Source organism: Pseudomonas artemisiae (assembly GCF_057128685.1).
In genome coordinates this window covers 145,261-171,446 of record NZ_JBSKHS010000010.1, presented here as the reverse complement: position 1 = coordinate 171,446, position 26,186 = coordinate 145,261, and the positions used below count along the sequence as shown (strand labels likewise).

Annotated in this window: 26 protein-coding genes and 1 pseudogene; 16 read left to right on the top strand and 11 right to left on the bottom strand. The window is 61.8% G+C overall.

Features of this window, described 5'->3' with window-relative positions:
• Window positions 1–119: 119 nt before the first annotated feature.
• Together ACWKV4_RS13680 and ACWKV4_RS13675 are read right to left on the bottom strand one after the other, a co-directional pair.
• Window positions 120–1,064, bottom strand: coding sequence for a transglycosylase SLT domain-containing protein (locus tag ACWKV4_RS13680; protein ID WP_483832622.1), 945 nt, complete (start codon window positions 1,062–1,064; stop codon window positions 120–122).
• A 138-nt stretch (window positions 1,065–1,202) separates the two neighbouring features.
• Window positions 1,203–2,135: a DMT family transporter gene (locus tag ACWKV4_RS13675; protein WP_483832621.1), complete on the bottom strand. Its 933-nt coding sequence runs from the start codon at window positions 2,133–2,135 to the stop codon at window positions 1,203–1,205.
• A gap of 100 nt (window positions 2,136–2,235) precedes the next feature.
• Between ACWKV4_RS13675 and ACWKV4_RS13670 the strand changes: the two genes are divergently transcribed.
• A complete protein-coding gene (locus tag ACWKV4_RS13670) occupies window positions 2,236–3,096 on the top strand; it encodes a LysR substrate-binding domain-containing protein (RefSeq protein ID WP_483832620.1) in 861 nt (286 codons plus the stop codon).
• Between the two features lie 18 nt (window positions 3,097–3,114).
• On the opposite strand, the gene ACWKV4_RS13665 is transcribed toward ACWKV4_RS13670, so the two are convergent.
• The 3 genes from ACWKV4_RS13665 to ACWKV4_RS13655 all read right to left on the bottom strand — a co-directional run bounded on the left by ACWKV4_RS13665 (window position 3,115) and on the right by ACWKV4_RS13655 (window position 5,892).
• Window positions 3,115–4,101 carry a methyltransferase gene (locus tag ACWKV4_RS13665; protein WP_483832619.1) on the bottom strand — a complete coding sequence of 329 codons (987 nt, stop codon included), beginning with the start codon at window positions 4,099–4,101 and terminating at the stop codon, window positions 3,115–3,117.
• Window positions 4,098–5,516 carry an iron-containing redox enzyme family protein gene (locus ACWKV4_RS13660; protein WP_483832635.1) on the bottom strand — a complete coding sequence of 473 codons (1,419 nt, stop codon included), beginning with the start codon at window positions 5,514–5,516 and terminating at the stop codon, window positions 4,098–4,100. Before ACWKV4_RS13660 ends, ACWKV4_RS13665 begins: the two co-directional genes overlap by 4 nt.
• A gap of 103 nt (window positions 5,517–5,619) precedes the next feature.
• A complete protein-coding gene (locus ACWKV4_RS13655) occupies window positions 5,620–5,892 on the bottom strand; it encodes a hypothetical protein (protein WP_483832618.1) in 273 nt (90 codons plus the stop codon).
• Between the two features lie 136 nt (window positions 5,893–6,028).
• Here ACWKV4_RS13655 and ACWKV4_RS13650 point away from each other — a divergent pair, with 136 nt between their 5' ends.
• Complete coding sequence (locus ACWKV4_RS13650; RefSeq protein WP_483832617.1) at window positions 6,029–6,460, top strand: hypothetical protein; 432 nt, start codon at window positions 6,029–6,031, stop codon at window positions 6,458–6,460.
• Here ACWKV4_RS13650 and ACWKV4_RS13645 read toward each other — a convergent pair.
• On the bottom strand, window positions 6,411–6,944 hold the full coding sequence (locus ACWKV4_RS13645; RefSeq protein ID WP_483832616.1) for a hypothetical protein: 534 nt from the start codon (window positions 6,942–6,944) through the stop codon (window positions 6,411–6,413). The two genes, ACWKV4_RS13650 and ACWKV4_RS13645, sit on opposite strands and share 50 nt — an antisense overlap.
• A gap of 104 nt (window positions 6,945–7,048) precedes the next feature.
• The gene (locus ACWKV4_RS13640; protein WP_483832615.1) at window positions 7,049–8,317 is read right to left on the bottom strand and encodes a sigma-54 interaction domain-containing protein; all 1,269 of its coding nucleotides are present in this window, start codon (window positions 8,315–8,317) and stop codon (window positions 7,049–7,051) included.
• Window positions 8,318–8,512: 195 nt separating this feature from the next.
• Here ACWKV4_RS13640 and ACWKV4_RS13635 point away from each other — a divergent pair, with 195 nt between their 5' ends.
• From ACWKV4_RS13635 to modC, 8 genes are all read left to right on the top strand, one after another.
• Window positions 8,513–9,427 carry an MBL fold metallo-hydrolase gene (locus ACWKV4_RS13635; RefSeq protein WP_483832614.1) on the top strand — a complete coding sequence of 305 codons (915 nt, stop codon included), beginning with the start codon at window positions 8,513–8,515 and terminating at the stop codon, window positions 9,425–9,427.
• Complete coding sequence (locus ACWKV4_RS13630) at window positions 9,424–10,671, top strand: NAD(P)/FAD-dependent oxidoreductase (RefSeq protein ID WP_483832613.1); 1,248 nt, start codon at window positions 9,424–9,426, stop codon at window positions 10,669–10,671. Before ACWKV4_RS13635 ends, ACWKV4_RS13630 begins: the two co-directional genes overlap by 4 nt.
• Complete coding sequence (locus ACWKV4_RS13625) at window positions 10,635–11,471, top strand: sulfite exporter TauE/SafE family protein (protein WP_483832612.1); 837 nt, start codon at window positions 10,635–10,637, stop codon at window positions 11,469–11,471. The genes ACWKV4_RS13630 and ACWKV4_RS13625 overlap by 37 nt, the downstream gene beginning before the upstream one ends.
• Window positions 11,472–11,577: 106 nt before the next feature.
• On the top strand, window positions 11,578–11,850 hold the full coding sequence (locus tag ACWKV4_RS13620; protein ID WP_483832611.1) for a DUF6555 family protein: 273 nt from the start codon (window positions 11,578–11,580) through the stop codon (window positions 11,848–11,850).
• Window positions 11,851–12,000: 150 nt separating this feature from the next.
• On the top strand, window positions 12,001–14,676 hold the full coding sequence (locus ACWKV4_RS13615; RefSeq protein ID WP_483832610.1) for a M10 family metallopeptidase C-terminal domain-containing protein: 2,676 nt from the start codon (window positions 12,001–12,003) through the stop codon (window positions 14,674–14,676).
• 245 nt (window positions 14,677–14,921) lie between these two features.
• A complete protein-coding gene (modA, locus tag ACWKV4_RS13610; RefSeq protein ID WP_483832609.1) occupies window positions 14,922–15,695 on the top strand; it encodes a molybdate ABC transporter substrate-binding protein in 774 nt (257 codons plus the stop codon).
• Window positions 15,679–16,359, top strand: a complete 681-nt coding sequence (modB, locus tag ACWKV4_RS13605) for a molybdate ABC transporter permease subunit (protein ID WP_483832608.1) — start codon at window positions 15,679–15,681, stop codon at window positions 16,357–16,359. Before modA ends, modB begins: the two co-directional genes overlap by 17 nt.
• Window positions 16,356–17,444 carry a molybdenum ABC transporter ATP-binding protein gene (modC, locus tag ACWKV4_RS13600; protein WP_483832607.1) on the top strand — a complete coding sequence of 363 codons (1,089 nt, stop codon included), beginning with the start codon at window positions 16,356–16,358 and terminating at the stop codon, window positions 17,442–17,444. The genes modB and modC overlap by 4 nt, the downstream gene beginning before the upstream one ends.
• 8 nt (window positions 17,445–17,452) lie before the next feature.
• On the opposite strand, the gene ACWKV4_RS13595 is transcribed toward modC, so the two are convergent.
• Window positions 17,453–17,860: a hypothetical protein gene (locus tag ACWKV4_RS13595; protein WP_483832606.1), complete on the bottom strand. Its 408-nt coding sequence runs from the start codon at window positions 17,858–17,860 to the stop codon at window positions 17,453–17,455.
• A gap of 71 nt (window positions 17,861–17,931) precedes the next feature.
• Complete coding sequence (gene xth / locus ACWKV4_RS13590; RefSeq protein WP_483832605.1) at window positions 17,932–18,708, bottom strand: exodeoxyribonuclease III; 777 nt, start codon at window positions 18,706–18,708, stop codon at window positions 17,932–17,934.
• Window positions 18,709–18,805: 97 nt separating this feature from the next.
• Between xth and ACWKV4_RS13585 the strand changes: the two are divergent.
• Window positions 18,806–19,111: pseudogene (locus ACWKV4_RS13585) on the top strand (N5,N10-methylene tetrahydromethanopterin reductase); the annotation flags it as partial.
• An 85-nt stretch (window positions 19,112–19,196) separates the two neighbouring features.
• On the opposite strand, the gene ACWKV4_RS13580 reads toward ACWKV4_RS13585, so the two are convergent.
• Window positions 19,197–19,622 (bottom strand): response regulator, encoded by a 426-nt coding sequence (locus tag ACWKV4_RS13580; RefSeq protein WP_483832604.1) that lies wholly within the window; start codon window positions 19,620–19,622, stop codon window positions 19,197–19,199.
• Between the two features lie 225 nt (window positions 19,623–19,847).
• Between ACWKV4_RS13580 and ACWKV4_RS13575 the strand changes: the two genes are divergently transcribed.
• The 5 genes from ACWKV4_RS13575 to ACWKV4_RS13555 all read left to right on the top strand — a co-directional run bounded on the left by ACWKV4_RS13575 (window position 19,848) and on the right by ACWKV4_RS13555 (window position 24,352).
• Window positions 19,848–20,912, top strand: coding sequence for an NAD(P)-dependent alcohol dehydrogenase (locus tag ACWKV4_RS13575; protein ID WP_483832603.1), 1,065 nt, complete (start codon window positions 19,848–19,850; stop codon window positions 20,910–20,912).
• 126 nt (window positions 20,913–21,038) lie between these two features.
• Window positions 21,039–23,066, top strand: coding sequence for a mechanosensitive ion channel family protein (locus tag ACWKV4_RS13570; protein ID WP_483832602.1), 2,028 nt, complete (start codon window positions 21,039–21,041; stop codon window positions 23,064–23,066).
• Between the two features lie 74 nt (window positions 23,067–23,140).
• Window positions 23,141–23,578: a type II 3-dehydroquinate dehydratase gene (aroQ, locus tag ACWKV4_RS13565; protein ID WP_483832601.1), complete on the top strand. Its 438-nt coding sequence runs from the start codon at window positions 23,141–23,143 to the stop codon at window positions 23,576–23,578.
• Between the two features lie 55 nt (window positions 23,579–23,633).
• Entirely contained in the window at window positions 23,634–24,026 is a 393-nt protein-coding gene (locus tag ACWKV4_RS13560) for a YidH family protein (protein WP_483832600.1), read from the top strand.
• Complete coding sequence (locus ACWKV4_RS13555) at window positions 24,023–24,352, top strand: DUF202 domain-containing protein (RefSeq protein ID WP_483832599.1); 330 nt, start codon at window positions 24,023–24,025, stop codon at window positions 24,350–24,352. Before ACWKV4_RS13560 ends, ACWKV4_RS13555 begins: the two co-directional genes overlap by 4 nt.
• Before the next feature lie 6 nt (window positions 24,353–24,358).
• On the opposite strand, the gene ACWKV4_RS13550 is transcribed toward ACWKV4_RS13555, so the two are convergent.
• Complete coding sequence (locus tag ACWKV4_RS13550; protein ID WP_483832598.1) at window positions 24,359–26,173, bottom strand: monovalent cation:proton antiporter-2 (CPA2) family protein; 1,815 nt, start codon at window positions 26,171–26,173, stop codon at window positions 24,359–24,361.
• Window positions 26,174–26,186: the final 13 nt, after the last annotated feature.

Here is a 26,186-nt window from a genome sequence, read left to right as displayed (position 1 = left end):
GCGCTCGAAAGGTAAAAGGCCAGGTAACCCAGCGGGCGCCTGATAAGTGGGCACCCGCTGGGTTACCTGGCCTTGGTGTCTGCGCAGGTGGTGAGCGCTGAGGGCGCCCTTAGGTGGGGTTATGCCACGCTGGCCTTCAATTCAGCGGCAATTTGCTGGACCTTCTCGGCATATTGGTAAGGTTGAGTCGTTCGGTTTGCAGAGTCAATGTCGCCCTGCTTCCAGTTGGGGCCGCCGTTATACGCTACTAGTTTTTCCTGCTCACTGCCCTTCAGGCCGCTCATGATCACTGCCGCCATTTCTACCTGATCCGATTGGCTGGCGTGGTTGTACTCATGGCCCGCCTTCTGACGGAAGTCATCGGCGTGGTCGGAACGGGTGCCCGGTTCTACTTGCATCACCCCATCACCGCCGGTCGGGCCGGATTTATCCGCGCCGAACTGGGTTTCCTGCTTGGCCTGCGCTGCTAGCAAGAAGGGGTCAACACCATGTTTGTTCCCAGATGCCACGCAGTCCTTCCATAGGTCCTGGGGCATGCCTTGCGGCGCTTTGCCAACATCGGCGTTCGAGGCTACGCCGCCAGCTTCGTCAGCTTGGCCCGTTTGCGCCGGTGCCGCGCCGGCCTCAGGCGACGATAGCCCCTGCGGCGCCTGAGGCGCGGCCGCCTGCTTGTTGGAGATCGGGCTTGCACCACTGCCACTGCCTCCGCCTGCGCCAGAGGACTTATCGCCCTTGCCATTGGCGCCCTCGGAATTACCCATCATCTGATGGAGTAACTCCATCAACCGTTGAAGCAACGACATGATTTCAGAGGACAGCCCACCGCCTGCGGCATTCTGCCCAGACTGCGGGTCGGACGGGTCCGTGGACTGCACCTGGCGCTTTTCGCTCATTGGCGAGAAGTCCACTTGGCCGCCCCCTACATTACCGAAAGACAACGCCTGCCCACCGCCCTGGCCTGGGGTATCCGAAGCCAGTGGCTTGCCTGAGAAGGAAGGGTCGAGTTGGAGGGATAAATCTCTAGGCATGTAGCCGGAATTAAGGCTGTTTATAGGTAGATTCATAGCGGTCTCCGCCCTGTTGGGCCGTAGGTCTGCGAGCCAATCGACAAGGCGGCACAGGCGCCCTGGTGCACCAGGTTCCAGGCCGTCAGGCCGCGTAACGAAACCGGTGTATCAGCACTGCGTGGTCGGCGGCCCGAATCAGTTCCGCCGCAGGGCCCGCAAAGGCATGCGCGTGGGTGCGCGGCGCTCGCCGCGGATAACCAGGGTGATACCTACCGCCGACAACGCCAATCCAGCGGCGATGGCCCATGACAGCGGTTCGTCGAACATCGCCCAGGCCCAGGCCATGGTCACCGCCGGGCTGAGGTACAACACACTGGCCACGCGTGTGGGGGAAGACCGGTTAAGGCACACCCAATACAGGCCGTAGCCGCCCAAGGTGCTCACGGCCGCGGTCCAGCCCACACTGTAGGCAAAGCCCAAGCTTGCCACCGGCGCCAAGCCGGTATCGAACAGACATGCCAAACCAAAGCACAGGGTGGACACCGCGCACTGCACCCATAAGCTCGGCCATAGGCCCAGGGCGTGGCCTGCGGGCGTGGCCTTTTTCCAAAGCGTGGCAACCGCCAACGACAGCATGCCCAGTAACGGCAAGCCATAAGCCCACAGCGGCGCGGCGCCTACTTGCAAGGCATTTTGAGTGACCACCAATACGCCGGCCAAGCCAAGACCCAAGCCCAACCACCCCACGGCAGGCAGCCGCTGCTGGCCAACGCCTGCCGCCAACAGCGCCGTGCCTAGCGGCAACAGGTCGGCGATCAACGCCGCTAGCCCAGCGGGCACGCCCAGGGCAATACCCTGAACCACCCCTGCCAGGTAACCGGTCATGGCCAGAAAACCAATCGCCGCTTGGCGTAGCAACGGCCTGAGCGGCGTGGTTTTCAGTGCGTTCCAGGCCCAAGGCAGAAGCAACAGGGTGAGCAACAGGCAGCGCCAGAACACCACCAGGAACGCCGGTGCTTGGTCAATTGAATACCGCGCGCCTACGAAACCCGAACTCCAGGTCAGCACCATGGCGCCTTCCAGAAGCGGCAATGGCAAGGCTTTGGGGAACAGCCACTGTTTGAGCATGGGCCTGGCCACTTTGCGGTTTATAAGCCTTGACCCTATGCCTAACAGTAGATTTAATAAATCAAATCTTATTTGCCGTATAGTTTAATAATGGTGAACCATGACCGCTGTCTTGGATATCGAACTGCTGCGCAGCTTTCACGCCGTCGCGCGGCTTAAGCAATTCCGAGCCGCCGCAGTACAGCTGCACAAGAGCCCCGCGGCCATCAGCGTGCATATTCAACGGCTGGAAACCATCGCAGGCGCACGGCTGCTGGAGCGGGACAACCAAGGCGTGACACTCACAGCGGTGGGCAGCCGTTTGCTGGCTTCCAGTCGTGAACTGCTAGCAGCCCACGACCGAACCCTGGCGGAACTGCAGGGCCCGACCGCCGACGGCCGAGTGCGCTTTGGTGTGCCGGATGAATACGTGGTGCACGTCATCACCGACATACTGCCGATGTTCACCGCGGCCTGGCCCAACGTGGTGATGGAGGTAACCACCGCGCCAAGTGATGAACTGCGTGAACAGGTATCAAAGGGCAAATTGCATATGGCCGTTATCGCTCAAACCCTGGGCTTTAATGGCGACCATCAAGGGGTACTGCAGCAGGCAACGCCGGTCTGGGTATGCGCCCCGCGCTTTAGGCTTACCGACGGCGAACCCTTGCCCCTGGCGCTGTATGCGTCGCCCTGCCCTTATCGAAATGCCATGACCACAGCCCTGGACAATGCAGGTAGTGCTTGGCGGGTGATGCTGGATACGCCCTCAGGCGCGGCGGTAGAAGCCAGCGTGGAGGCCGGGCTTGGAATCAGTGCGGTGGACCCCTGGCGGCTCACGCCCAAGATGAAAATCATGGAAGGCCTGCCAGCGCTGCCTGCCCATGAAATCGTGATAGTTCAGAACCACAGCGTGGCGGACCTGGCCCCGCATGCCCTGGCGCTGCTCAAACAGGCACTGGAGCAGCGCTTCAGGCTATAGCGGCAACAGACGTACGCCTTACCCCTGGCGGGTGGCCTCAAGCAGCACCACCGCGATCCGTTCAGCCCCCGCGTAACCAGGCTGCTCCAGGTCTTCGCCGAATACATCAGGGTCCAGTTCTTGGTAGCGCCACTGTCCAGCAAAGCCCTCCAAGCGCTTACGCGCGCCGTCCAGCGTGCTATCTCCTTCCAAGAAAACATCCCTGCCGTCCACAATGGCCACACCGGTGTAGAGCAATAGCGTGCCGCCTGGGGCGAGCCGCTCCAAGGCCTCACCGAGGATGCGCAGGGACAGCCCGCTGCCCATGCCACTACCGCCATCTCGGTAGGCCCTGCCCTGAGGGTCTTGCATATACGGCGGGTTAGCCACAATCAGATCGAACTGGCCTTCCAACTCACGCAGCACGTTGCTAAAGCGCAACTGCAGGTTTGCAACGCCCGCCAACTGGGCGTTCACCTTACTCAAGGTCAGGGCTTTGTCATTGATATCCGTGCCCCATACCCTGGCTTGAGGGCAGGCTGTCGCCACTATCAACCCGCCCGCACCGCTGCCGCAGCCGATATCCACTGCCGTTTTTGGCGTTACCGGGCGCTGTGCCAAGTGGGCTTGAATGCAGCGGGCAAAGCGGTAAGTATCCGGGCCAAAGAACACAGCGTCCGCCGCGTCTGTGGGGTAGGCAGAATGGAATAACCTTAGGTCGCCCAAGCTAGAACAACGTAGGGTCGAGCGCCACTGCCCTGAGTGGTCCTGCGCAATGACAGCAGCGGCCCGCAACTGGTTAAACAGCTCAACGGGCAACAGGTTTGCAGCGAATGGGCGGTTCCAGCCAAAGGCCCCGCGCAGATCGGTGGCTACGCCAGGGCGTATGTCTAGGTTGCGCTTGTGGGTCAAGGGCGTTGGGGTAATAAAGTGGTAGCGCTGCTCGCCCAAATAACCACCTAGGGTCTCCAGTGCCGCCTCGTACAGGTGCGTCTGGGCAGGCCTTAAGGGCTCAGCCGCGCTCATCGGCTTATCCCCGGCTCGCCTGCCAGCTCCCGTACGAACAGGCGCGTGGCGTATAGCCCTGCCGGAGTGGAATGGCACTGAGGCGTAAGGAACGGCAGCAGACGCTCCAACCTAGGCGTAGGCCCAGCGTACGCCAGGGCGGCCTGAACCTCGGCACGCTCTTCCAGGCTAGGCCCACCGGCCTGGGCCAGGGCATTAGCCAAGGGGTGTTGGCGGAACTGAGACCTGAAGGGGTTGCTACTGCCACGGCGCTGCCCAGCCTCAGGCACGAAGCCGTCAGCGATCCAGTCACTGAGCAATTGCTTCTCATAGGCGCTGAACACGCCGAACATCGCAGCCCCGGGCCCTTCTATCAGTTGCCAGAACCGGCTCTCGCCCGGGTCGGCTTTGCGCTTGATCCAGCCTTTGCGTTCCAGCGCGGCAAGAAAGGCGCGAATACCACCGGGCTCAGCCAGCCACTGGTTAACGGTACGGCCTTCAATCTTGCAGTAGTCCGAGTGCATGTGTTGCGCAAACGCCTGCTTGCGCTCGAACATAGCGACCACTTCTTCTTCCAGGTCGAAGGCGGCGATGGTGGCTTGGGTCCCCATCCCTAGCTCATTGAGCTGATAGCCTGCCCTCACCCGCTGCATGAAGGCCTCTCGCCCCATGACCGGAAGCAATTCGCGCACGCTGTTGGCGGCTTTTTGCGCATGGCCGGTGCTGGCGTTGTCGATGGTCACATGGAGCGTGAAGTAATAGGGGTCGATGCCCAGTTCGTTGAGTTCGAAGGAGGTAATCAGCAGGTGCAAGGGCAACTGCTCGTAGCCCAGGTTAAACCCGATGACCTCTGGCAGCATGTCCTTGCCCAGCGCACCCAGGGCCAATTGGATCGCGCCCTGCACATAGTAACCCTCGTCCAAGTCGCCCTGATGGGGCTCGCATTCGAGGTCTGCGATCAGCCGCCGGTAGAGGGTCACGTGGTTTTGTGCCGGCTCCCCGTCGCCTAGCTCTTCGAGGTAGGTGCGGATCAGGCCGTGATAGCGCACGTCTGCCCAGTGGCCCAGGGTGCCATAGAGCCAGGCGCCGTCGACCAGCTTGGTCGGTGCTACCGCGCGCAAAAAGAACAAGGCATGGGAGCGGTTGCTGAAATACTGCCGAGGGGCGCCTTCGTGACGGGCCTTGAGGTAGGCAGCGTACTGCCCGGCCACCTCGGCTGCGTTGCGGGCGACCCAGTGCTCAAGGTCTTGGAAACTCTCGGGCAGCCCACCTGGGACCTGCGCCGCTTCTTCGAGCCGGTCACTCAAGTACAGCCGCGCTGCCTCCAGCACGCCAGGGTCGGGCTGATGCAACAGAGCGTTGTAAAGGTCCCGTGCCGGTGCCATTGAGGGCAAGGGCTGAGGGTTCGAGCAGGCAAGGTTTTGCAAGGCAGTCATAAGCAACTCGAGTACGTCTTGTCGTGCAGGTTCGAACCCACCACTGCCCAGGAATTCCGCCCTGGGGTGCAAAGGCAGATGAATGGCCGGGCGCTGCGCTGGCTCACCCACGCCAAAACCAAAAGCGGCGCCCTCTACTGGCGTTACGTGCATGAGTCAGAGCGTCGGCGATATCTCCCAGCGTGACAAACCCCTGTGCCGGGGGATGCAGCTTTGGCACGTTGAATTGCGCGCTTGCATCCTCCACCAACGCGTCGATCTGGTTGTCCGTCAACCCCATACCCTCGACAAGTAACGTGGCATGGGTCACCTCTGCCGTATCCTTGCCCAGGTGCCTGCTAAGTAGCCGAATCAGTGACGTTTCCACCGTAGCCATTGCCTTGCCTTTCGCCAAAGTAAGGCCTGATTCTGTAATACGGAGGCTGCCCGCACAGCTGGCAGATCTGCCAGGTTTTGTGACCGCTGATCTGCTAAGGTGTCGCCCTCAATCATTGGCAAGACCAGGAGGCCCCTTGGCCGTGCAAGCACCCCTGACCGCGGACCTGTTCGACGTGGACAAACGACTGGCCTTAAAGCCTGTCGCGGACTTCAATACCTACCTGCGGGCAGCCTTCGGCCCCGGCGCATGCACCTGCATTCGCTGCGAACAAAGTGGTGGTCTGGATGCAGGCTATACCCAACGCCATACCTTCGAATTCGAAGGCGCGCTGGCCCACCGACGGTTCGCCAGCACCAGCGCCAGTGATGTAGTTCTAGTGCTCAAAAAAGCCTGGTTGTCCTATATCAAGGCAGAGCTGCCAGTGAACGGCGCCTTCGACCTGGCCGTAGCGCACGCCTTCGTGGAGCCAACGCTCCATACCCGCCTGTTGCCCTTGCTTACCGCCTGCGGGCTGGTCAGGGCCACTGAGGAGGGGTATGCGCTGGTGGTGCCTCAGGAGGCCTAAGGCCATAAGCGTTGGCTGCTAGGCGCTGGCCGTAGAGCTGGGTTTCGATATAAAACGCCAAATCCCCCACGGCGGTGAAGGTTTTGCCGATCAAGCCACGAGTGTCGAAGGCGCCTTGTAGGTCATAGGCCACGGCCGCACGGTCGTGGCGGTTGAAACGTTGACCCAAGCGCGTGTCGTAATCAAACCTGTTGGTACCTAGCCTTGCGGCCAATACCGGGCGGATCAACGCCAGGGTACTGTCCAGCGTCAGCTCGTACGCGCCTTCCACCGCCAGTACACTTTCTTCCACGGTAGTGAACACCACTGATTGGCCGCTTAGGCCTGCTAGCGGAAAAAGCGCCTGCACGCGTTGGCTGTATTCCCAGATCTGCTCACTCCCCAATAGAAAGTCCTCAGCCAGGCGGGCGCGTAAGTCAAGCCGGTGAGACGGCACCGCGAACTCCAGGACCAGTAACGCTGAAAGGCGTTCGTAAACGTACATAGGACACGGGGCACCTAGCAGGTCATAGACGTTTATGGTCGTCGAGTTAGCAGCAGGTTACAGCTAGCAGGTTTGATAGGTTTCTAGGCCGTTGGTCGGGGTCGTTACGCCAACCCTAATGCCTTCAACCGCCGATAAAGCGTCCGCTCGCTCAACCCTAGATGGGCCGCAAGGGCCTTGCGCGATCCGCTGAAACCCGCGGCAACCTGGGCCAAGCTTGGCGGCGGGTGGGTAACCGCCAACGGCAACTCCTCCACGGGCAAGTCACGCCGCCGGATTACCCCATCACTGGCCAGTAGCTGGGCCCTCTCAAGCAGGTTACGCAGTTCACGAATATTACCTGGGTAGTGGTACTCGCTCAGCCACGCCATGGCATCGGGCGCCACTTGCCAGGGCCCACCTTGGGCATGGCGGCGCAGCAGGCTGTCGATCAGCAACGGCAAATCCTCTGCGCGCTCGCGCAAGGCTGGCAGGCGCAAGGTAAAGGCGTTGATGCGGTAGAACAGGTCCTGACGAAAACTGCCAGCGGCAACCATCTCCTTGAGCGGCTTATGGGTGGCGGCCACCAGGCGAAAGTCCGCATGAAGGGTGCGCAGCCCACCTACAGGGCGAAAGCTGCCTGACTCGATCAGCCGCAATAGTTTGGCCTGGGTCGCCAGCGGTACCTCGGCAATCTCGTCCAGAAACAACGTACCACCATGGGCGGCCTCGGCCAGCCCGGTCTTGCGGGTAGCGGCGCCAGTGAAGGCGCCTTTCTCGTGGCCGAACAGCTCGCTTTCAAACAGGGTTTCGCTCAAGCCCGTGCAGTCCACCACCACCAATGGGCCAACGGCCCGAGGGCTGGCGGCATGCAGGGCGCGGGCAAACAATTCCTTGCCGGTGCCCGATTCCCCCTGTAACAGCACCGGGATCTGCGCGGGCGCGGCACGCTCCAAGTCGGCCAACGCCCGCTGAAAGGCCGGGGCGCGCCCGACCAAACCATGCTCACTGGGCTGAGCCGCGGCAACCGCCACCGAACGCAAACGCTCTACATAGCCAATCAACTGGCCAGCGGCACTGAGCAATGGCCGTAGTTCTACTTCCACATGCTCCGGGCCACGCGGGGTGTGATGCACGTGCAGCACCCGCTCAGGCAAACCGGTTTCCCGTGCCTTGCGCATGGGGCAATGCTCGCCAGCACGGTCGCAGGGCACGCTGTAACCGTGGGACACCTGATGGCACTTCTGCCCCAATGGTGCCCGCCCCTGCTCGCCGAACTGGGCGCGGTAAGCCCGATTTGCCGCCACGATCCCATAGTCGGTATCCAGCACGATGGCAGGCTGTGGGTCATGCTCCAGGTAAGCGCCCAGCGCCGAGGCATCGAAGGTAGCCATAAGCTGATCCGGCTCAAAAGAGAGGCGCAATACTGCCATTTACTGCCACTCACTGCCAAGCGATGGCAGAACTGGCAGTGCATTAACGACCATGGGGCAGCTTGGCCTAGCGATAGCAGGCAAGGGCCCGGTGGCACGGTTCTTGAGCATAACTTGATATCTCACTGCGGCCTTAAGGCTGCCTCGGAGCTGTTTATGCCCTATCAAGCCCTCCAGCCCTTAGTTGAGGCGGCCTATCGGGTAGAGCCCTTTTTCGACGAAGCGACCTCTACCCTTAGCTATTTGTTGTTCGACCCCGCCACCAACGCCTGTGCGCTGATCGATGCCGTATTGGATTACCAGGCCAATACCGGCCATACCGCAACTACGAGCGCAGACCGGATGATCGCGCGGGTGCGGGAACTGGGCGCGCGCGTGGAATGGCTTCTAGAAACCCATGTGCATGCCGATCACCTGTCCGCCGCCAGCTACCTTAAGCAAGCCCTGGGCGGGCGGATCGGTATTGGCGCAGCCATCAGCCAGGTACAAGCCACCTTCGGCCCCTGGTTTGGGATGGCCGGGCACGCGAGCGGCGGCCAGCCATTCGATGGGCTATTCGACGACGGCGCTCAGGTAACGGTAGGCACGCTTAACCTGAGGGTGATGCATACCCCTGGCCATACCCCAGCCTGTGTCACCTATCTGCTGGAGCAGCCTGCCCCCCCACTGGCTTTTGTAGGCGACACGCTGTTCAGCCCTGACTACGGTACGGCCCGCTGCGACTTCCCCGGGGGTGACGCTCGGGCACTGTATCGCTCAGTACAGCGCGTACTGGCTCTGCCCTGCGCCACACGCCTGCTGCTTTGCCACGATTACCGCCCGGGCGACCGAGCGTTGATCTGGCACACCAGCGTGGCGGAGCAGCGCGCTACCAATGTGCATGTGCATGAGGGCACCACCGAGGCCACCTTCGTAGCCCTACGCCAGGCCCGGGACGCCACGCTGGCCATGCCTGGGCTGATGCTGCCCGCGGTACAGGTCAACCTGCGCGCGGGCCAGTTGCCCGAACCCGATGCCCATGGCGTGCGCCACCTGCGCATTCCCTTGAACCAGTTCCAGGACCCTTCATGAATTCAGCCCTGCCTTTCCACGACGTGGTCATCGTCGGTGCCGGCGCCGCCGGTATCGCCACCGCCGCCAGCTTGCTCAAGCGCGCTCCGGGCCTGGACGTGGTGCTTATCGACCCGGCCAGCGAGCATTACTATCAACCCGGCTGGACGCTGGTAGGCGCAGGTGTGTTCAGCCAAGCCAGCACCCGCCGCGCGACCGCAGGGTTGATCCCCCGGGGCGCTCGCCTGATCCAGGCGACGGTCAGAAGTTTTGCCCCTGAGCTCAATCAGGTACTGCTAGACGGCCAGGCCCCTCTAGGGTACCGGCAACTCATCATTTGCCCCGGCTTAAAGCTGGACTGGGCGGCCATCGATGGCTTGGAAGCCAGCCTGGGCCGGCATGGAGTCACCTCCAACTACCGTTACGACCTGGCGCCCTATACCTGGGAGTTGACGCGTTCGTTGAAGCAGGGCCAGGCCCTGTTCACCCAGCCTGGCATGCCCATCAAGTGCGCTGGCGCGCCGCAAAAGGCGTTGTACCTGGCCTGTGACCACTGGCGTCGCGAGGGCCGCCAAGGCCAGGTCAAGGCGGCCTTTCTCAATGCCAACCCCAGCTTGTTCGGAGTGGCCGCTTATGTGCCCGCGTTACAGCGCTATATCGAGCGCTACCAGGTGGACCTGTGCCTGGGCCACCGGCTGATCGCGGTGGATGGCCCAAAGCGCCAGGCCGTGTTCGAAGTCAAGGACGCAGAAGGCGGGGTGTCGCATCAAACCCGTGGGTTCGACATGTTGCATGTGGTGCCGCCACAGTGCGCACCCGATGCCCTACGTGGCAGTACCCTGGCGGATGCCGCTGGTTGGCTTGACGTGGACCCACATAGCCTGCGCCATCGGCAGTTCAGCAATGTTCATGGGGTAGGCGATGCCCTTAACACCAGCAACGCGAAAACCGTGGCGGCGGCACGCAAACAAGCACCGGTGGTGGCCCACAACGTGGCCGCTGCCTTAGGCCGGGCCCAAGGCAGCGCGCGCTACGACGGCTATGGCGCCTGCCCCTTGACCGTGGAACGGGGGCGGATCGTCCTGGCCGAGTTTGCCTATGGCGGGCAACTGGCGCCCTCCTTGCCCCACTGGCTGCTCAAAGGTACCGAACCCACGCGCGTGGCCTGGTGGCTCAAAGCTAACGCCCTACCCTGGGTGTATTGGCAGGCCATGCTCAAGGGTCGTGAGTGGCTAGCGCGCCCCGCAGTGGTCGAACACCCTTGATCGAATTGCCGCTGGCCGTTGCGCTGGGGGCGGTAGCGGGCCTGGTGCTGGGGTTGACCGGCGCCGGTGGGGGCATCCTCGCCCTGCCGTTGCTGATGTTTGGCCTAGGCTTGAGCCTACCGGCCGCCGCGCCTGTCGCCCTCTTGGCCGTGGGCCTGGCCGCCGCGCTGGGCGCGACCCTGGGCCTGCGCCAGGGCATCGTGCGCTACCGCGCCGCTGGGGTGATCGCCGCCTGTGGGCTAGTGTTGGCCCCGGTCGGGCTATGGCTGAGCCACCAATTGCCGCCGCTGGCGTTGGCCCTGTGCTTTATGGTGGTCCAAGCCCTTGTGAGCCTACGCCTATGGCAAGGAACTCAGGGTTCGACAGTGGTCGTTCAGGCACCTTGCCCCTGTCGGCTCGACCCGGCAACCCAACGCCTGCATTGGACCTTGCCGTGCGCGCGGGCACTGGCGCTGACCGGAGCCCTGGCCGGGTTGCTGTCAGGCCTGCTGGGTATAGGCGGCGGGTTTGTGATAGTGCCGGCGCTGCGGCGCTTTACGGACTTGGGCATGAACAGCGTGGTGGCCACTTCCCTCGGGGTAATCGCCGTGGTGGCCGTGGCAACCGGGGGCGCGACTGTCGCCAGCGGACTGGTCCATATTGGTCTTGCCCTGCCCTTTATAGCGGGCACGCTGCTGGGCCTTGTTTCCGGGCGCTGGTTGGCCTCGCGGCTAGGCGGGCCCTGGTTGCAAAAGCTGTTTGCCCTGGCTGGACTGGCGGGCGCCATTGCGATACTGGCCCGTAGCCACATTGGTACCTGAATAAACCGTTAATCGGCTTTAAGCGCGCCGTTTGTAAACTCAATGGAATTTTGCGCAGGGTCTGAGGCTCCGTTAAGTCGGTAATGATCAACGGGACTGATTGGAAATGCCTAGCCCAACGCTATTTGTCATCGACTATTGCCTTCATGGCGCCCCCAAGAGTTTCGTGATACGCCTAGACCGCATGGACAATGCCGAGGCGTGGCATTGGGCCAGTTGCGACGCGGGTGTGGGGCATATACCCCGCCACCGGCATGACAAAATCAAACGAACCTCCAAACCCATGGCGGAGAAATTTGGCATTACCGAGGTGCGCTGGCGCGCCGCGGGCATGCAACCGCCTCAACAAGCCCCTGTGGCTGACCGCGCTGCCAGTTGAACACTGGCGACCTGTACGCGGTATGGAACCCCGGCCCTGGCGCCGGGTTTTTTTATGCCTGCGTGCGCAAGCGTTAGGGCTGGGCTAGGGTTGTAGTGCCCTACCCCATTTCTGCCAGGCGCTGGCCAATCCGCGCACACAGGAGGCTTTATGAGCACTCAATTCAACGTCCGCGATTATGGTGCGGTCGGCGACGGTCTTACCGATGACACTCAAGCCATTCAATCTGCGATCGATGCTGCCGCGGCCACCGGCAGCGAGGTGTATCTGCCTGAAGGCACCTATAGCGTTCGTGGTAGCGCGGACGCTAACGCCAGCGCCTGCCTGCTGTTGCCTAGCGGCGTGAGCCTGGTCGGTGAAGGCGCCAGCGCTACCAGCATCAAACTGGCCAGTGGCTGGGCCAACGCCGTGACCGGCCTCGTGCAAACCACCGGTGATGCCCAGAACCTGGGTATTCATAACCTCACCCTGGACGGCAATAGCGCCCACACCAGTGGGCGGGTCGATGGCTTCACCACCGGTTCGGGGCCCTGGGGTGGCAGTCACGATACTGGGGTAAGCCTCAGTGGCGTGGCCTTGATCAATTGCAGCGGCAACGGCCTTAACGCCCAGGCGGGAACCCTGGGCTTGAGCGTTACTGACAGCATCGCCCAAGGCAACGGGCTGGACGGCTTCTTCGCCCACCTGGTTGGTGGCGATACACCCTATATCGACGCTGGCGGGTTCCAGGACAACCTCAGCAGCGGCAATGGTCGCAATGGCTTTACCGTGTTACTGGAGGACTACCACACCACCCTGGCGGACAACGACGCCAGCTATAACCAAGGGCGCGGCATGCTGGTGCAGGGTGCTGAGGGTAGTGACCTGTTCAGTGAGCTGACACAGATCACCGGTGGGCAAGTCGTAGGCAATGGCGAGGAAGGCCTAGTGCTCAAGCAGATGGACCTGTCGCGGGTCAGTAACGTGACCTTGCACGAGAATGGCGCCGCCGCCATCGGCCTGTTCGGCAGCGGTGGCAACACCATTGCTGGCAATACGCTGTACAACAATGCCGTGGACCACGGCAATGCTGAGATTGTCATCCAAGCGTCGGATGACGCGGATGTTACTGCCGTAGGCGCCGCTACCGGCAACGCGGTGTACAACAACATTATCAGCGGCGGCCACGCGACCTACGGCGTCAGCGAGCGCAACGAAGACCTCACCGGCTATAACACCGTGTTCTACAACTACTTCAGCCGGCTCGGTGACGGCGCCTTGCTGTACGGCACCGACAGCGATGCCTTCGCTAATTACCAAGGGCTGGTGAACGTAGGCACCGCCAGCGACGATGTATTACGGGCCAACCCTGCCGGGGATACCCTGTTATTTGGTGGCGCTGGCGATGATCGGTTACTGGGCGACAGGTATGACGATGTGTTGTACGGCGGCAGCAGTCGGGACCGGCTAACTGGGGGCGAAGGGGCCGATACCTTCCGCTATACCGCCAGCGGCGACAGCCTGCGCGGGGCCAGCGACCAGATCACCGACTTCACGCCTGGCCAAGACCTGCTAGACCTGGCCAGCCTCGGTTACAGCGGGCTGGGCAATGGCCACGACGACACCTTGCGCATCAGCTATAACGCACAGCTCGACCGCACCTACTTGCGTAGCCTGGATGCCACCGGCGACGGTGGGTACTTCCAACTGGCGCTGGCTGGCAATTACCTGGGCCGCCTGCAGGCCAGTGATTTTCAACCTCTGGTGCAGGGCACGGCTGCCGCCGATCAATTGACCGACAGCGAGGTCAGTGAAACCCTCCGTGGCCTTGACGGTAGCGACACCCTTGCCGGGGGTGGCGGGGCTGACTACCTGATCGGTGGCGCCGATGCCGACCGCCTTACGGGTGGCGCGGGCGTAGATACCTTTGTGTTCAGCGCCTTGAGTGATAGCTATGCCAATGTGGTTTCCGGGGTGGATAACAGCGATACCATTATCGATTTTGACTACGAAGTGGACGTGCTTAACCTATCGGGCCTGGGCTTTATCGGCCTGGGCGACGGCCACGACCATACATTGCGCATCAGCAGGCCTGGTGGCAATAGCCTGATACTGGAGTCCCTGGACGCGACCGCCGATGGCGACACCTTTAGATTGGTGCTCGAGAATCAGGATTACGTCAATGAGCGCGCCATTCGCTTCGGCGACCCAGTGGCCACGAATTTCAACCAAGCCCCCAGCAGCTATGACGACTACTTCATCGATGACGCGACCGCTGGCGACGACCAGTTGATTGGCTACTTCAGCGACGACCGCCTGCGCGGCCTGGGCGGTAACGATACCCTGGAGGGCGCCGCTGGGAACGACCTCCTTACCGGGGATGCCGGTGCCGATACCTTGAGCGGGGGCAGCGGCAACGACAGGCTCTCAGGCGGTACCGGCCGAGACAGCCTACTCGGCGGCGCTGGGGATGACCGGCTATACGGCGGCGCAGGTCTGGATACCCTGACGGGTGGTTCAGGCGCGGACGTATTCCGCTTTACCGCCGTGGGCGATAGCCTGCGCGGCGCCTGCGACCTGATCACTGACTTCGATACCCAGCGCGACCTGATCGAGGTGAGCGCGCTGGGCTACACCGGTTTGGGCACAGGGCGGGACGGCACGCTGAAGGTTAGTTACAGCGCCGCCACTGACCGCACGTACCTGAAGGACTTCCAGGCCGGTGATAACGGCGTGCGGTTCGAAGTAGCCCTCAAGGGCGACCTTACTCATGTCCTGGGCGAAGCGCAGTTCGTCTTCGCTGATCCTCAGGAGGATGTGCAGTTGCTTGGCATTGCCCATGCCTGATGGGTAGATACCGTGTTGCCTCTCACCTCGCAAGTGGAGCCATACATCTCGTAGCAGCCGGCCTTGGCCGGGACCGGGCTCAACACGGCGGCGTGGCCGGTCGCTGGCAAGCCAGGCTGCTACGCGGATCCCAACCGTAGCAGCCGGCCTTGGCCGCGGCCGGGCTCTGTCCATTGCCTGAAGGTGGAAGCGGCGCGGCTGGCGCTATATAGTCCGCTGCCTACCGCTACCTGCCAGGAGTCCCAATGCCTTTGCCTCACCTGTTGCCCGCCACCCTGTTCACCCTTGCGGCCTTGCTCAGCGCCCAAGCCTATGCCGATGATGTACAGGTGGCGGTGGCCGCGAACTTCACCGCCCCGCTGCAGGCGATTTCCACAGCGTTCGAGCAAGACACCGGCCACCACGTACTCGCCTCTCCTGGCGCCACCGGGCAGTTGTACGCGCAGGTGCGCAATGGCGCGCCTTATGAGGTGTTTCTCTCCGCCGACGCTACCACCCCGGCCAAACTGGAAAGCGACGGCGCTAGCGTCAAAGGCTCGCGTTTCACCTATGCCATCGGCACCCTGGCCCTGTGGTCACCCAAAGCAGATTACGTGGATGCTCAAGGCAACGTGCTTGCGGCTAATCGCTTCCAGCACCTGTCCATCGCCAACCCGGCGACCGCACCCTACGGCCTGGCCGCCACTCAAGTGCTGGAGCACCTGAAGCTCACCCAAGCCACCCAGGCCAAACTGGTGCAAGGCCAGAGCATCACCCAGGCGTTTCAATTCGTACAAAGCGGCAACGCCGAACTGGGCTTCGTGGCCTTGAGCCAGGTGTTTAAAGACGGCAAGGTCACGACAGGCTCGGCCTGGAGGGTTGCGCAAGAGCTGTACGATCCTATCCGCCAAGACGCCGTACTGCTGAGCAAGGGCGAGCACAACGCCGCCGCCAAGGCCTTCATGGACTACCTGCGCGGGCCGAAGGCGAGCCAGATCATCAGCGCCTACGGTTACGCCCTCGATGCTCAGCACCAGTGACTATGGCGCTATCTGGCTGACCCTTAAACTGGCAACCATCACCACGGTGATCTTGCTGCTGGTGGGGCTGCCCCTGGCCTGGTGGCTGGCGCGCACCGCGTCGCGCTGGCGGCCAGTGGCAAGCGCGGTAGTGGCGCTGCCATTGGTGCTGCCGCCAACGGTGATCGGGTTTTACTTGCTGGTGTTTATGGGCCCTCAGGGTTGGCTGGGGCAACTGACCACCGGCCTGGGGCTGGGTACCTTGGTGTTCAGTTTCCCCGGTCTGGTACTGGGCTCCGTGATCTATTCCCTGCCCTTTGTGGTGCAACCGCTACAGAACGCCTTCGAAGCCATGGGCGAGCGCCCCATGGAAGTGGCCGCCACCCTAGGCGCGTCCCCTCTAGACCGGTTCTTCACCATAGCCCTGCCTCTGGCCCGCCCAGGGCTGCTTACCGCCAGCGTATTGGGGTTTGCCCATACGGTGGGTGAGTTTGGCGTGGTGCTGATGATCGGCGGCAATATTCCAGAAAAAACCCGTGTGGTGTCGGTCCAATTGTTCGACCATGTCGAAGCCATGGCTTACCCCCAGGCCCACGCCTTGGCCGCGGGTATGGTGGTGTTCTCCTTCATGGTATTGGTGCTGCTGTATCGAAAGCGCCGCGGTACCCAGGAGCCTACGCGATGAGCCAGCCCATGCGCCTATGCCTACAGCTCACCCGGCCAGGCTTCGACCTTAACCTAGACCTTACCCTGCCCGGCCAGGGCATAACCGCCATCAGTGGCCCTTCCGGTTCGGGCAAAACCACGGTGCTGCGTGCGCTGGCTGGGTTGGAGCCAGCCCAAGCGGGGCTTATCCAGGTAGCTGAGCAAACCTGGCTGGATAGCGCCAGCGGCCGTTGCTTGCCGCCTCACCGCAGGCCTATCGGCTATGTGTTCCAAGAGCCAAGCCTGTTCGAACACCTGAACGTTCGGGATAACCTGGCCTATGGCCAACGGCGCCTACGCCCCGCTCAGCGTACCGTGGACGCGGCCGCGCTGTGCCGCACCCTGGGCATTGAGCATTTGCTCGAACGCAAGCCACAGGGATTATCGGGCGGTGAGCGCCAACGGGTGGGGATCGCCCGCGCCTTGCTACGCTCGCCGCGGCTGCTGCTGATGGACGAACCCCTGGCCGCCCTGGACGACGAACGCAAACGAGAGATCCTGCCGTACCTCGAACGGCTGCGAGACACGTTGGCGATTCCGGTAATCTATGTCAGCCATTCAGCCGAAGAAATCGCTCGCCTGGCTGACCACCTGGTATGGCTGGAGGCGGGCCGCGCGCGGGCCAGCGGCCCTTTGAACGAGTTGCTCACTCGCCTAGACCTGCCCTTGGCCCGCGCCTTGGATGCCGGGGTGGTGATCGAGGGTGAAGTCACGGGCTTCGATGCCCAGTGGCAACTGCTGTCTCTAAGCCTTGGCCCAGGCTTGTCTACCTTGCGCGTGCCCCATGTAGAGCGCCCGGTGGGCAGCCGGCTACGGGTACGGGTACTGGCGCGAGATGTAAGCCTGAGCAGGGACGCCGAAGCCAATAGCAGCATTCTTAACCGCTTGCCCGCGGTGGTTACAGCCGAGCAAACTAGCGCTGGAGGTGCCGATGTGCTGCTATCCCTGGAGTGCCAAGGCACGCCATTGCTGGCGCGGGTGACGCGCTATTCCCTGGCGCAACTGGGGGTTACGCCAGGGGCCCAGATGTGGGCGCAGATTAAAGGCGTAGCAGTGTTGGCCTAGCCGTTTCATTAGGTACCTTTGTCGGCCTCGGGCTTATCGAACGGGTCTTGAGCCGGGTCGAAGCCGCCCTCGTTCAGCGTCAATGCATCACCTGGGGCATGGAGGGGAAACTCAGGGGTGGCGCTGCTAGGCTCATCCAGCGCGGCACCGATAGCCCGCCCCCGGTGTTGAATCTCAATGAAGGTAATACCCATCAGTTGCGCCTGGTCCATTACGTCTTGGGGCGATGCGTCGACAGAGGGTACCAGCCGGGCATGTTCGGTAGCACCAAAATGGATTTCCAGCAGCTTGAGCGCCGCCACCTCTGGGGGCAGTTTAGCCTGCTCGTATTCAAGCTCCCGTTGCTGAGGTTGGTCGTTATACAGGTAGCTGACCCGGTGCCGGTAGGCCGTGCCCGCTGCTTGATGTTCGTTCATGGTCTGGCTCCGCAAAATGTGTGAAAGCCCCTGCGCCCCTGGCTTAAGGCCAGGGCGCAGGGGCGGTGTGCTTAACCCTGCTTGAGGCGCACCCAGGTCGGCGCATGGTCACTGGCGTGCTCCTGATCACGCACCCAGCGGTCTACCCCTGCCGCTTCCAAGCGTGGGGCGAGGCCTTGGCTGAGCAACAGATGATCGATGCGCAGGCCTTTGTCTTGCTGCCAGTGTTGGCGGAAGTAATCCCAGAAGGTGTACACCTGCTGGTCCGGGAACTGTACCCGCAGGGCGTCTGCCCAGCCTTGGTCCAACAACCGCTGGTAGCAGGCACGGCTTTCAGGCTGTAACAAAGCGTCCTTGCGCCACGACTTGGGGTTGTAGATGTCGGCGTCGGTGGGCACTACGTTGTAGTCGCCAGCCAATATCACCGGGTGGCCACTGTCGTAGAGCCCCTGGGCATGGGCGATAAAGTGCTCGAACCAACGCAGCTTGTACTCGAACTTCGGCCCTGGTTGCGGGTTGCCATTGGGCAGGTACAGGCAGCCCACAACGATGCCCTGTACAGCGGCCTCCAGGTAACGGCTATGGGTATCTTCCTCAAAGCCTGGTAGGCCACGACGGATCTCTAGCGGCTCGCTGCCCTTGGCCAGAATGGCCACGCCGTTCCAGCTGGCTTGGCCGTGCCAGAGCGCGCCGTAGCCGGCGTCTTCCAGGGCCGCGCGAGGCAAGGCAGCGTCTGCGGCCTTCAACTCCTGCAGGCACACAATATCGGGGGCTTCCTTTTCCAGCCATGCCAGCAGCGCGGGCAAGCGTGCGCGAATACCGTTGATATTGAAGGTGGCGATCTTCATAGGGCGACCTCTGAGGCTTTCCAATGGGACCCAAGACTGACCGCAGGGTTTTATGGATAGCAGAAAATGCTATTTCACCCCGTAGCGGTTCCTGCCTAGAGTGAAGAATCTGCAACAGAACACTTTAGGCGGCCGGTACCCCGCGCTGGTCGGCGGACCTTCGACAGTGGCAGATGGGCTGTTGAGCTGGATAGACGAAACCGGGCTAGACGGTTTTAACCTTACCCGCACGGTTACCCCTGAAAGCTATGAAAGCTTTATCGAATACGTAGTACCGGAATTGCAGAATCGCGGGCGCTACAAAACCGCTTATGACGAGGGCACCCTGCGGCATAAGTTGTTTGCAAGCGGGCACAGGCTCGCGCCCGAGCACCCAGGGGCTGCCTATCGGTTCCTCCGATAGCGGTCATAGGGCAACCGGGCTTGGGGATACGAAGCAATAAGTCTACTTTGGCCTCCTAATGGAGGCCCTGTCACCACTGCTTTGCTTAGCGGGCCGCATTCAGCTCTTCTTGGTAAACGGCACGCATCACTTCATCCGTGAGCTTGCCGATCGTCCAAGGCTTTGGCAGGAAGGCAACGTCATTGGCAATGTTGACCGTTTCAGGGGTTTCGTGGCCGCTCATCACAATGATCGGCAGCTTCGGCCACTGGGTATGCACGCGCTCGGTCAATTGAGCACCGTCCATGTCCCCAGGCATACGAATATCAGTAATCAGCAGTTTGATATCTACGCCTTCACCGAAGGCTTTCCACGCGTCGTCTGCGGTTCCGTATTCCACAGTATCAAACCCTTCGAACTGAAGGATTTCACAAACAAATTCGCGAATGATCTGTTCATCCTCGACCACCATGACCGTAGGGCGGGGCTCTGTTGGTAAGCCAGCATTCGCAGAAGTTGGAGTGTTAAGCATGGTTCAAGTCCTTGGGTACTGTACTGGGCTGCTGCGCCCATACTCCTTCGTCAACCGCAAACCAATATGATTCGTCACCCCCCCTGTGCGATTCGACGGACGGTCATGCCAGCTTCGCTCGCGTGGCCATTCAGATTGAACCCAGGCGTCTATGAAGTTTCATCACATGAACGGCTTCAGCGGACTATCCTTCATGGTTCGGTCGATTTTTTATTGGAGACAGGCATGACCACCACCCTTACCTACGCCGCACAAAGCGCCACCGACGCGCTTAAACCTCACGCTATCGAGCGCCGGACGCCTGGGGCGGATGACATCCAGATTGAAATCCTGTACTGCGGTGTGTGCCACTCCGACCTTCACACCGCCCGTAACGAATGGCAAAACACCCTCTACCCTTCAGTACCTGGTCACGAGATCGTGGGCCGCGTCAGCGCCGTGGGTGCCAGCGTCACTCAATTCAAGGTAGGCGACCTGGCGGGTGTTGGCTGCATGGTTGACAGCTGCCAAACCTGCGCCTCCTGTGCCGAGGGTGAAGAACAGTACTGCGAAAACGGCTTCACAGGCACCTATAACGGCCCGGTGTTTGGCGGCGAGAACACCTATGGCGGCTATAGCGAGCGCGTGGTGGTAAAAGAAAGCTTCGCCTTGCGCATTACCCACGGCGAGGAACATCTGGCAGCGGTGGCGCCCCTGCTGTGCGCGGGCATCACCACCTACTCACCCCTGAGCCACTGGAAGGTCGGCCCTGGCAAAAAGGTCGGCATCGTGGGCTTGGGCGGCCTGGGCCATATGGGCGTGAAAATCGCCGCGGCCATGGGCGCACATGTGGTGCTGTTCACCACGTCTGAAAGCAAGCGTGAAGACGGCCTGCGCCTGGGCGCCAAGGAAGTGGTCGTCTCCCGCAACCCGGAGGAGATGCAGGCCAAGGCCAACAGCCTGGACTTTATCCTCAACACCGTAGCTGCCCCACACGATCTGGACCCCTTCCTGAACATGCTCAAGCGCGACGGGACCATGACCCTGGTGGGCGCCCCAGAACATGCGCACCCCTCGCCGACGGTCTTCAACCTGATCTTCAAGCGGCGTAGCCTGGCCGGTTCGCTGATCGGCGGCATTCAGGAAACCCAGGAGATGCTGGATTTCTGCGCCCAGCACAACATTGTGTCGGACATTGAAATGATCGACATGCAGTACATCAACGAAGCCTACACCCGCATGCTCAAGAGCGATGTGAAGTACCGCTTCGTGATCGACATGGCCAGCCTGTCCAAGGAAGCCGCGGCCTGATACACCTGTCATAAGCCGCGGCCTGCCAGGGCCGTGGCTGGTTTACGTGCCGGATTGCCCCTACATGCGAACTTGCCCGCCCTGAGGCGATCTAGTAGGGGAATCTTTTTTCCGGAGCCGTGCCCCGTGCCTCGTGTCGTCATCCTGCTGCTGACCCTTCTGTTCGCCCTCCCCACCTTTGCTGATACCCCTGCCCCTGCCCCTGCCGCCGAGCCCGCGCCCGCCGAAAAGGACGTGCTGGTCCAAGGCGGCCTGCTGGGTACGCTTACCTCCAGCCTGGACGGCGTACAGGACAAGCTCGACATCAATGAACACCTGGTCGATACCTGGCGCCTGCGTACCGACCGAGCGGCGGCGGAAGCCGGCAGGCTGTTCGAACAGCGTTCGCAAACCACGGGCTGGACGCTGGCGCGAGACTTTCTGGTACTGAGCCTGACCTGGGTCGTGACCTTCCTTGCGCTCTATACCTTGGCTCGGCTGGCGTGGTCCCGCGTGGGGCGCAAAGGCTTCCTGCACCGCCGCCAACGGCTGCGCGAGGTGCTGGGCTATTTGCTGCGCTTTACGGTCCCGGCGTTGCTGAGCTTCGGGCTTTGCCTATTGGTGCGTCACTACCTGGTCACCTCCGATGCCCGCGCCCTGGCCCTGTGCCTAGGCTATGCCACCAGCAGTGGGATTTTCTCCACGACCATGATCTTGTGCGTGGTGACCCTGTTCAACGTAGGCCACAAACGCGCCGCGGTGCGAGTGATCCGCCGTCATGCGCCGGCTTCGCTGTTTGTGATCGGCTTCCTGGCCGCCTTGGGCGACGCCTTGACCAGCGCACAGATTGCCCGGCAGCTGGGGGCCAACCTTACCGGTAGCATCGCGGTGATCAGCGGCCTGGTGGCCACGCTGACCTTTGCCAGCCTGATCTTGCGCTTGCGCCGCCCCGTGGCACACCTGATCCGCAACCGGGGCTACCGCCAGCGCCTTGATCACCGCGCCGTGCAAGAGACTCTACGGGTGTTCTCGGCGGTGTGGTACTTCCCGATCCTGCTGATGATCCTGGTGTCGGCTATCCACCTGATCGGTGCTGGGGAAGAGAGCCAACAGGCCCTGCAACGCGCCTTGATGAGTACGGTGCTGCTGATTGCCGCCGTATTTGCCAGCACCATGATGCACCATGTACTCAAGCCCCAAGCCAACCCCGACCCTGAGCGCGCCCGCCCCTATCTGGAGCTGCTGCGCGGCCTGGGCCATGCGCTGTCGCGGATCGTCATTGCCATTGCCTTTATCGAACTGTTCGCGCGTATCTGGGGCGTCTCGGTATTGGAGTTTGCCGCGCGCAACAGCGTGGGCCGGGCCATCAGCAACTCCTTGAGCAGCATCGGTTTGATTCTGCTGGTGACCTGGCTGGTATGGGTAGTGATCGATACAGCCATCCAGCAAGCGCTTACCCCTGCAATTGGCAAGCGTGCCAGCCGCCAACCCAGTACTCGAATCAAAACCATCCTGCCGATGCTGCGCAACGCCGCCAAAATCGTATTGGTGGTGATCGGTACCATCACCACCATGGCTAATCTGGGCATCAACGTGGCGCCCCTGCTGGCCGGGGCCGGGGTAGTGGGCCTGGCTATCGGTTTTGGCTCCCAGCAGTTGGTGCAGGACGTGATCACCGGGCTGTTCATCCTGATCGAAGACACCATTGCGATCGGCGACTGGGTGGTGCTGGATTCCGGCCATGCCGGTACCGTAGAAAGCCTGACCATTCGCACCTTGCGGCTGCGTGATGGCAAAGGCTTCGTGCATTCGGTGCCCTTCGGCCAGATCAAAGCCGTGACCAACCAGTCTCGGCAGTTCGCCAACGCCTTCTTCTCGGTCCAGGTGACCTACGACAGCGATATCGATACCGCTCTGGCGCTGATCCAGCAAGCAGCGGACCAGATTGCCGATGACCTGTTGCTCAAAACCAATCTGCAGGGCCCTTTGCAGGTGTTTGGGGTGGACAAAATGGACCTCAACGGCATAACCCTTACGGCGCAGTTCCGTACTACTTCTGGCGGGCAATACGCGGTAGGCCGCGCGTTCAATGAGAAACTCAAGAAGCTGGTGGACGGCGTGGACAACGTACGATTTGCTCAGTACTACCTGCCGCCGGTAGCGCCTGGGGCGTGAAGCCCTAGCGGGGATCGGAGGTGGCCATTACCATGGCTGCTTCCCTCCCCTCGCCACTCAAGTGAATCACGCTCATGGCAAATACCCTGCTGGTACTCAATGGCCCTAACCTGAACATGCTTGGCACCCGAGAGCCGGCGGTGTATGGCAAGGACACCCTGGCTGACGTAGAGGCCCAATGCAGGGCCACCGCTGAAGCGCATGATTTAAACCTGGAGTTTGAGCAGACCAACCACGAAGGCCAGATGATCGACTGGATTCACCAGGCCCGTGGCAGAGTGGCTGGAATCATCATCAACCCAGCGGCATGGACCCATACCTCGATTGCGTTGCACGATGCGCTGATTGCGGCCGAGGTGCCGGTACTGGAAGTGCATATCTCCAATGTGCACAAGCGCGAAAGCTTTCGCCATCACTCCTATGTATCGCTGGTGGCCGTAGGGGTGATTGCCGGCTTTGGCATTCATGGTTATAGCCTGGCCGTGCAACATTTCGCCAAGCTGCTTAAATAGAGGCTCGGCCGCTTCGCATGGTTGCACTGCCCGCCTACCCGTCAACGGATCGCCCATGAACCCACCCGCCAGTCCTACTCCGCCCCGGTCCATTCGCAATAGGCTACTAGGCGGCGGTACCGAACCAGACCCGCGCTTTACCTTGGCCAATGAGCGCACGTTCCTGGCCTGGATACGCACGGCCCTGGCGTTGATGGCCGGGGGTATCGCCGTAGAGGCCTTTACCGCGCAGGTGTTCACGGCCGACGCCCGCAAAGGGTTGGCGGTGCTGCTACTGGGGCTGGGGCTAGTGTTAAGCGCCAGCGCGGGGGTGCGCTGGCTGAACGTGGAGCGTGCCATGCGCCATGGGCGGCCGCTGCCCTTACCCTGGTTGGTGCCCTTGCTGGCCATCGGCGGCGCCCTGGCGACGGCAGTACTGCTGGTGTTTATCGTTTTCCGGCCGGCATGAGGCCCAGTCACGAGCAGCACGCGGACCTTGGTTTACAACCAGAGCGCACCTGGCTGGCATGGCGTCGCACGTTGGTTTCTCTGGTAGCCGCCAGCCTGCTATTCCTGCGCTGGCTACCCCATCACGGGCGCTTCGCTTACCTGATGGTGGGCTTGGCGCTGGCGGCGGCCTTGGCTATCGGATTGAGCCAGCAGCGTCACTACCAGCGCAGCGTGCACGCCATGCACCTAGGTCGAGGCCAAGCGCCCTGGGCTGAGGTGCTAGCCCTGGCACTGGCCTGCGTGGCCCTGGGGGCCTTGGGTCTGTACGCGGTAATGTCCCTGTAAGCCGGCCTAGCGGGTTTCTTCCAGTTCCCCCGCCTCACGTTCTTCGTCAGCCTCGAACAGGCGCGCAAGTTCGGCTCGCGCCTCCTGGTTGCTCTGAATGATCTTGGCATCATCGTCATAAAGGCGGTGCTGGGTGCGCAGGACGCTTTCGTCATGGGCCTTGAACCGGGCAATACGGGTTTGCGCCTGGGCCTCGGTCAGGCCCAACCCCAGCAAGGTCCGGCGGCTCATTTCAAGGCTGGAGTAATAGGTTTCCCGTACAGGGTCCGCGCCCAGGTCGATCAGCTTGTGTACATGCTGCCGGTTACGGGCGCGGGCGATGATCTTCAGGTGCGGATACAGCCGTTTGACCAGCTCCGCGGTTTTGATATTGGTATCAGGGTCATCCGTGGCGATCACGAAGTACTCAGCCTGCTCCACCTTGGCGGCGCGAAGAATCTCAGCCCGTAGTGGGTCCCCATAAAACACCGGTAGGCCGGAAAAACTGCGGGACAGCTCGATACTTTCAACGGACGTATCCAAGGCAACAAAGGGTATTTTTTGCGCGCGCAGAATACGGGCCACGATCTGCCCCATCCGCCCCATACCGGCAATGACCACACGAGGTTCATCACTGTCGATATTTCGATACTCATCTGGCACCGGAACCGGCGCCGCCTTGCGCGCCAGCAAACGCCCCGCCGCTAGCATCAGCAGAGGCGTTACCGCCATGGACAGGGTAATGGCCAATACCAGCAAGTCATGCAGGCGTTCATCAAACAGGCCACTGTCCCGCCCAAGCTTGAACACCACAAAGGCAAACTCACCGCCCGTGGCCAACACCAAGCCCAGGCGAAGGGCTGAAATACCCTTGAGCCCACCGGCATAGCGCCCAAGCAAGGCCAGCATCGGGAACTTCAGCCCCAGCAGCAGCAAGGTCAACCCCACCACCACGGCAGGTTCGTCCAGCAGCAGGCTCAGGTTGGCGCCCATGCCCACGGTAATAAAGAACAAACCAAGCAACAGCCCCTTGAAGGGCTCGATCTGCGCTTCAAGTTCATGGCGGTATTCGGAATCCGCCAATAGCAGGCCCGCCAAAAAGGCGCCCAGGGCCATGGACACCCCTACCTGGTCCATCAACCAAGCCGTGCCTATCACTACGAGCAATGCGGTGGCCGTGGATACTTCCTGGATACCGGTCCGGGCTACAGCCCGAAATACCGGGCGCAGTAGGTAACGGCCGCCTACCACCACCAGCGCAATACTGCCCAGAATTTGCAGGCCGTGTTCCAAACTGGGCGCGGAGTGGCTGGCGCCGCCGCTGGCAAGCAATGGCACCATGGCGATCAAGGGAATGGCGGCAATGTCTTGGAACAACAGGATGGCGAACGCCAGGCGCCCATGGGGGCTATGCAGCTCATGGCGTTCGGCCAGGCTTTGCAAGCCAAAGGCGGTGGATGACAACGCCAGCCCCAGGCCCAGCACCAAGGCAGCGTTGAAGGACTGGCCGAAAGCGAACATGGCCACAGCGCCAATCACGCACGCTGTGCAGACCACCTGAGCCAGGCCAACGCCAAACACCGCCTTGCGCATCAGCCATAGGCGCTTGGGGGAAAGCTCCAGGCCAATGATGAACAGCAGCAGTACCACGCCCAGTTCAGATAAGTGATTAAGGCTCTGGCTGTTCCCTACCACCCCAAGCACGGCCGGGCCAATGGCCACGCCGGCCAAGAGGTAACCCAGCACAGCACCTAATTGCAGGCGCTTGGCCAAAGGCACGGCTAGCACGGCGGCGAGCAAAAACACCACCGCGGCGCCTAGCAAGTTGCCATCATGGGGCATGTAGCGCTCCTTT

Excerpts from the sequence above, each read along its gene's own strand:
- ACWKV4_RS13665 (WP_483832619.1), bottom strand. The coding sequence starts at position 4,101 with ATGAGCGCGGCTGAGCCCTTAAGGCCTGCCCAGACGCACCTGTACGAG.
- modC (WP_483832607.1), top strand. The coding sequence starts at position 16,356 with ATGAGCCAGCCCATGCGCCTATGCCTACAGCTCACCCGGCCAGGCTTC.
- ACWKV4_RS13580 (WP_483832604.1), bottom strand. The coding sequence starts at position 19,622 with ATGCTTAACACTCCAACTTCTGCGAATGCTGGCTTACCAACAGAGCCC.
- ACWKV4_RS13680 (WP_483832622.1), bottom strand. The coding sequence starts at position 1,064 with ATGAATCTACCTATAAACAGCCTTAATTCCGGCTACATGCCTAGAGAT.
- ACWKV4_RS13550 (WP_483832598.1), bottom strand. The coding sequence starts at position 26,173 with ATGCCCCATGATGGCAACTTGCTAGGCGCCGCGGTGGTGTTTTTGCTC.
- modB (WP_483832608.1), top strand. The coding sequence starts at position 15,679 with ATGCTCAGCACCAGTGACTATGGCGCTATCTGGCTGACCCTTAAACTG.
- ACWKV4_RS13655 (WP_483832618.1), bottom strand. The coding sequence starts at position 5,892 with ATGGCTACGGTGGAAACGTCACTGATTCGGCTACTTAGCAGGCACCTG.
- modA (WP_483832609.1), top strand. The coding sequence starts at position 14,922 with ATGCCTTTGCCTCACCTGTTGCCCGCCACCCTGTTCACCCTTGCGGCC.
- aroQ (WP_483832601.1), top strand. The coding sequence starts at position 23,141 with ATGGCAAATACCCTGCTGGTACTCAATGGCCCTAACCTGAACATGCTT.
- ACWKV4_RS13660 (WP_483832635.1), bottom strand. The coding sequence starts at position 5,516 with ATGACTGCCTTGCAAAACCTTGCCTGCTCGAACCCTCAGCCCTTGCCC.
- xth (WP_483832605.1), bottom strand. The coding sequence starts at position 18,708 with ATGAAGATCGCCACCTTCAATATCAACGGTATTCGCGCACGCTTGCCC.
- ACWKV4_RS13635 (WP_483832614.1), top strand. The coding sequence starts at position 8,513 with ATGCCCTATCAAGCCCTCCAGCCCTTAGTTGAGGCGGCCTATCGGGTA.
- ACWKV4_RS13675 (WP_483832621.1), bottom strand. The coding sequence starts at position 2,135 with ATGCTCAAACAGTGGCTGTTCCCCAAAGCCTTGCCATTGCCGCTTCTG.
- ACWKV4_RS13670 (WP_483832620.1), top strand. The coding sequence starts at position 2,236 with ATGACCGCTGTCTTGGATATCGAACTGCTGCGCAGCTTTCACGCCGTC.
- ACWKV4_RS13640 (WP_483832615.1), bottom strand. The coding sequence starts at position 8,317 with ATGGCTACCTTCGATGCCTCGGCGCTGGGCGCTTACCTGGAGCATGAC.
- ACWKV4_RS13630 (WP_483832613.1), top strand. The coding sequence starts at position 9,424 with ATGAATTCAGCCCTGCCTTTCCACGACGTGGTCATCGTCGGTGCCGGC.
- ACWKV4_RS13560 (WP_483832600.1), top strand. The coding sequence starts at position 23,634 with ATGAACCCACCCGCCAGTCCTACTCCGCCCCGGTCCATTCGCAATAGG.
- ACWKV4_RS13615 (WP_483832610.1), top strand. The coding sequence starts at position 12,001 with ATGAGCACTCAATTCAACGTCCGCGATTATGGTGCGGTCGGCGACGGT.
- ACWKV4_RS13620 (WP_483832611.1), top strand. The coding sequence starts at position 11,578 with ATGCCTAGCCCAACGCTATTTGTCATCGACTATTGCCTTCATGGCGCC.
- ACWKV4_RS13555 (WP_483832599.1), top strand. The coding sequence starts at position 24,023 with ATGAGGCCCAGTCACGAGCAGCACGCGGACCTTGGTTTACAACCAGAG.
- ACWKV4_RS13575 (WP_483832603.1), top strand. The coding sequence starts at position 19,848 with ATGACCACCACCCTTACCTACGCCGCACAAAGCGCCACCGACGCGCTT.
- ACWKV4_RS13595 (WP_483832606.1), bottom strand. The coding sequence starts at position 17,860 with ATGAACGAACATCAAGCAGCGGGCACGGCCTACCGGCACCGGGTCAGC.
- ACWKV4_RS13645 (WP_483832616.1), bottom strand. The coding sequence starts at position 6,944 with ATGTACGTTTACGAACGCCTTTCAGCGTTACTGGTCCTGGAGTTCGCG.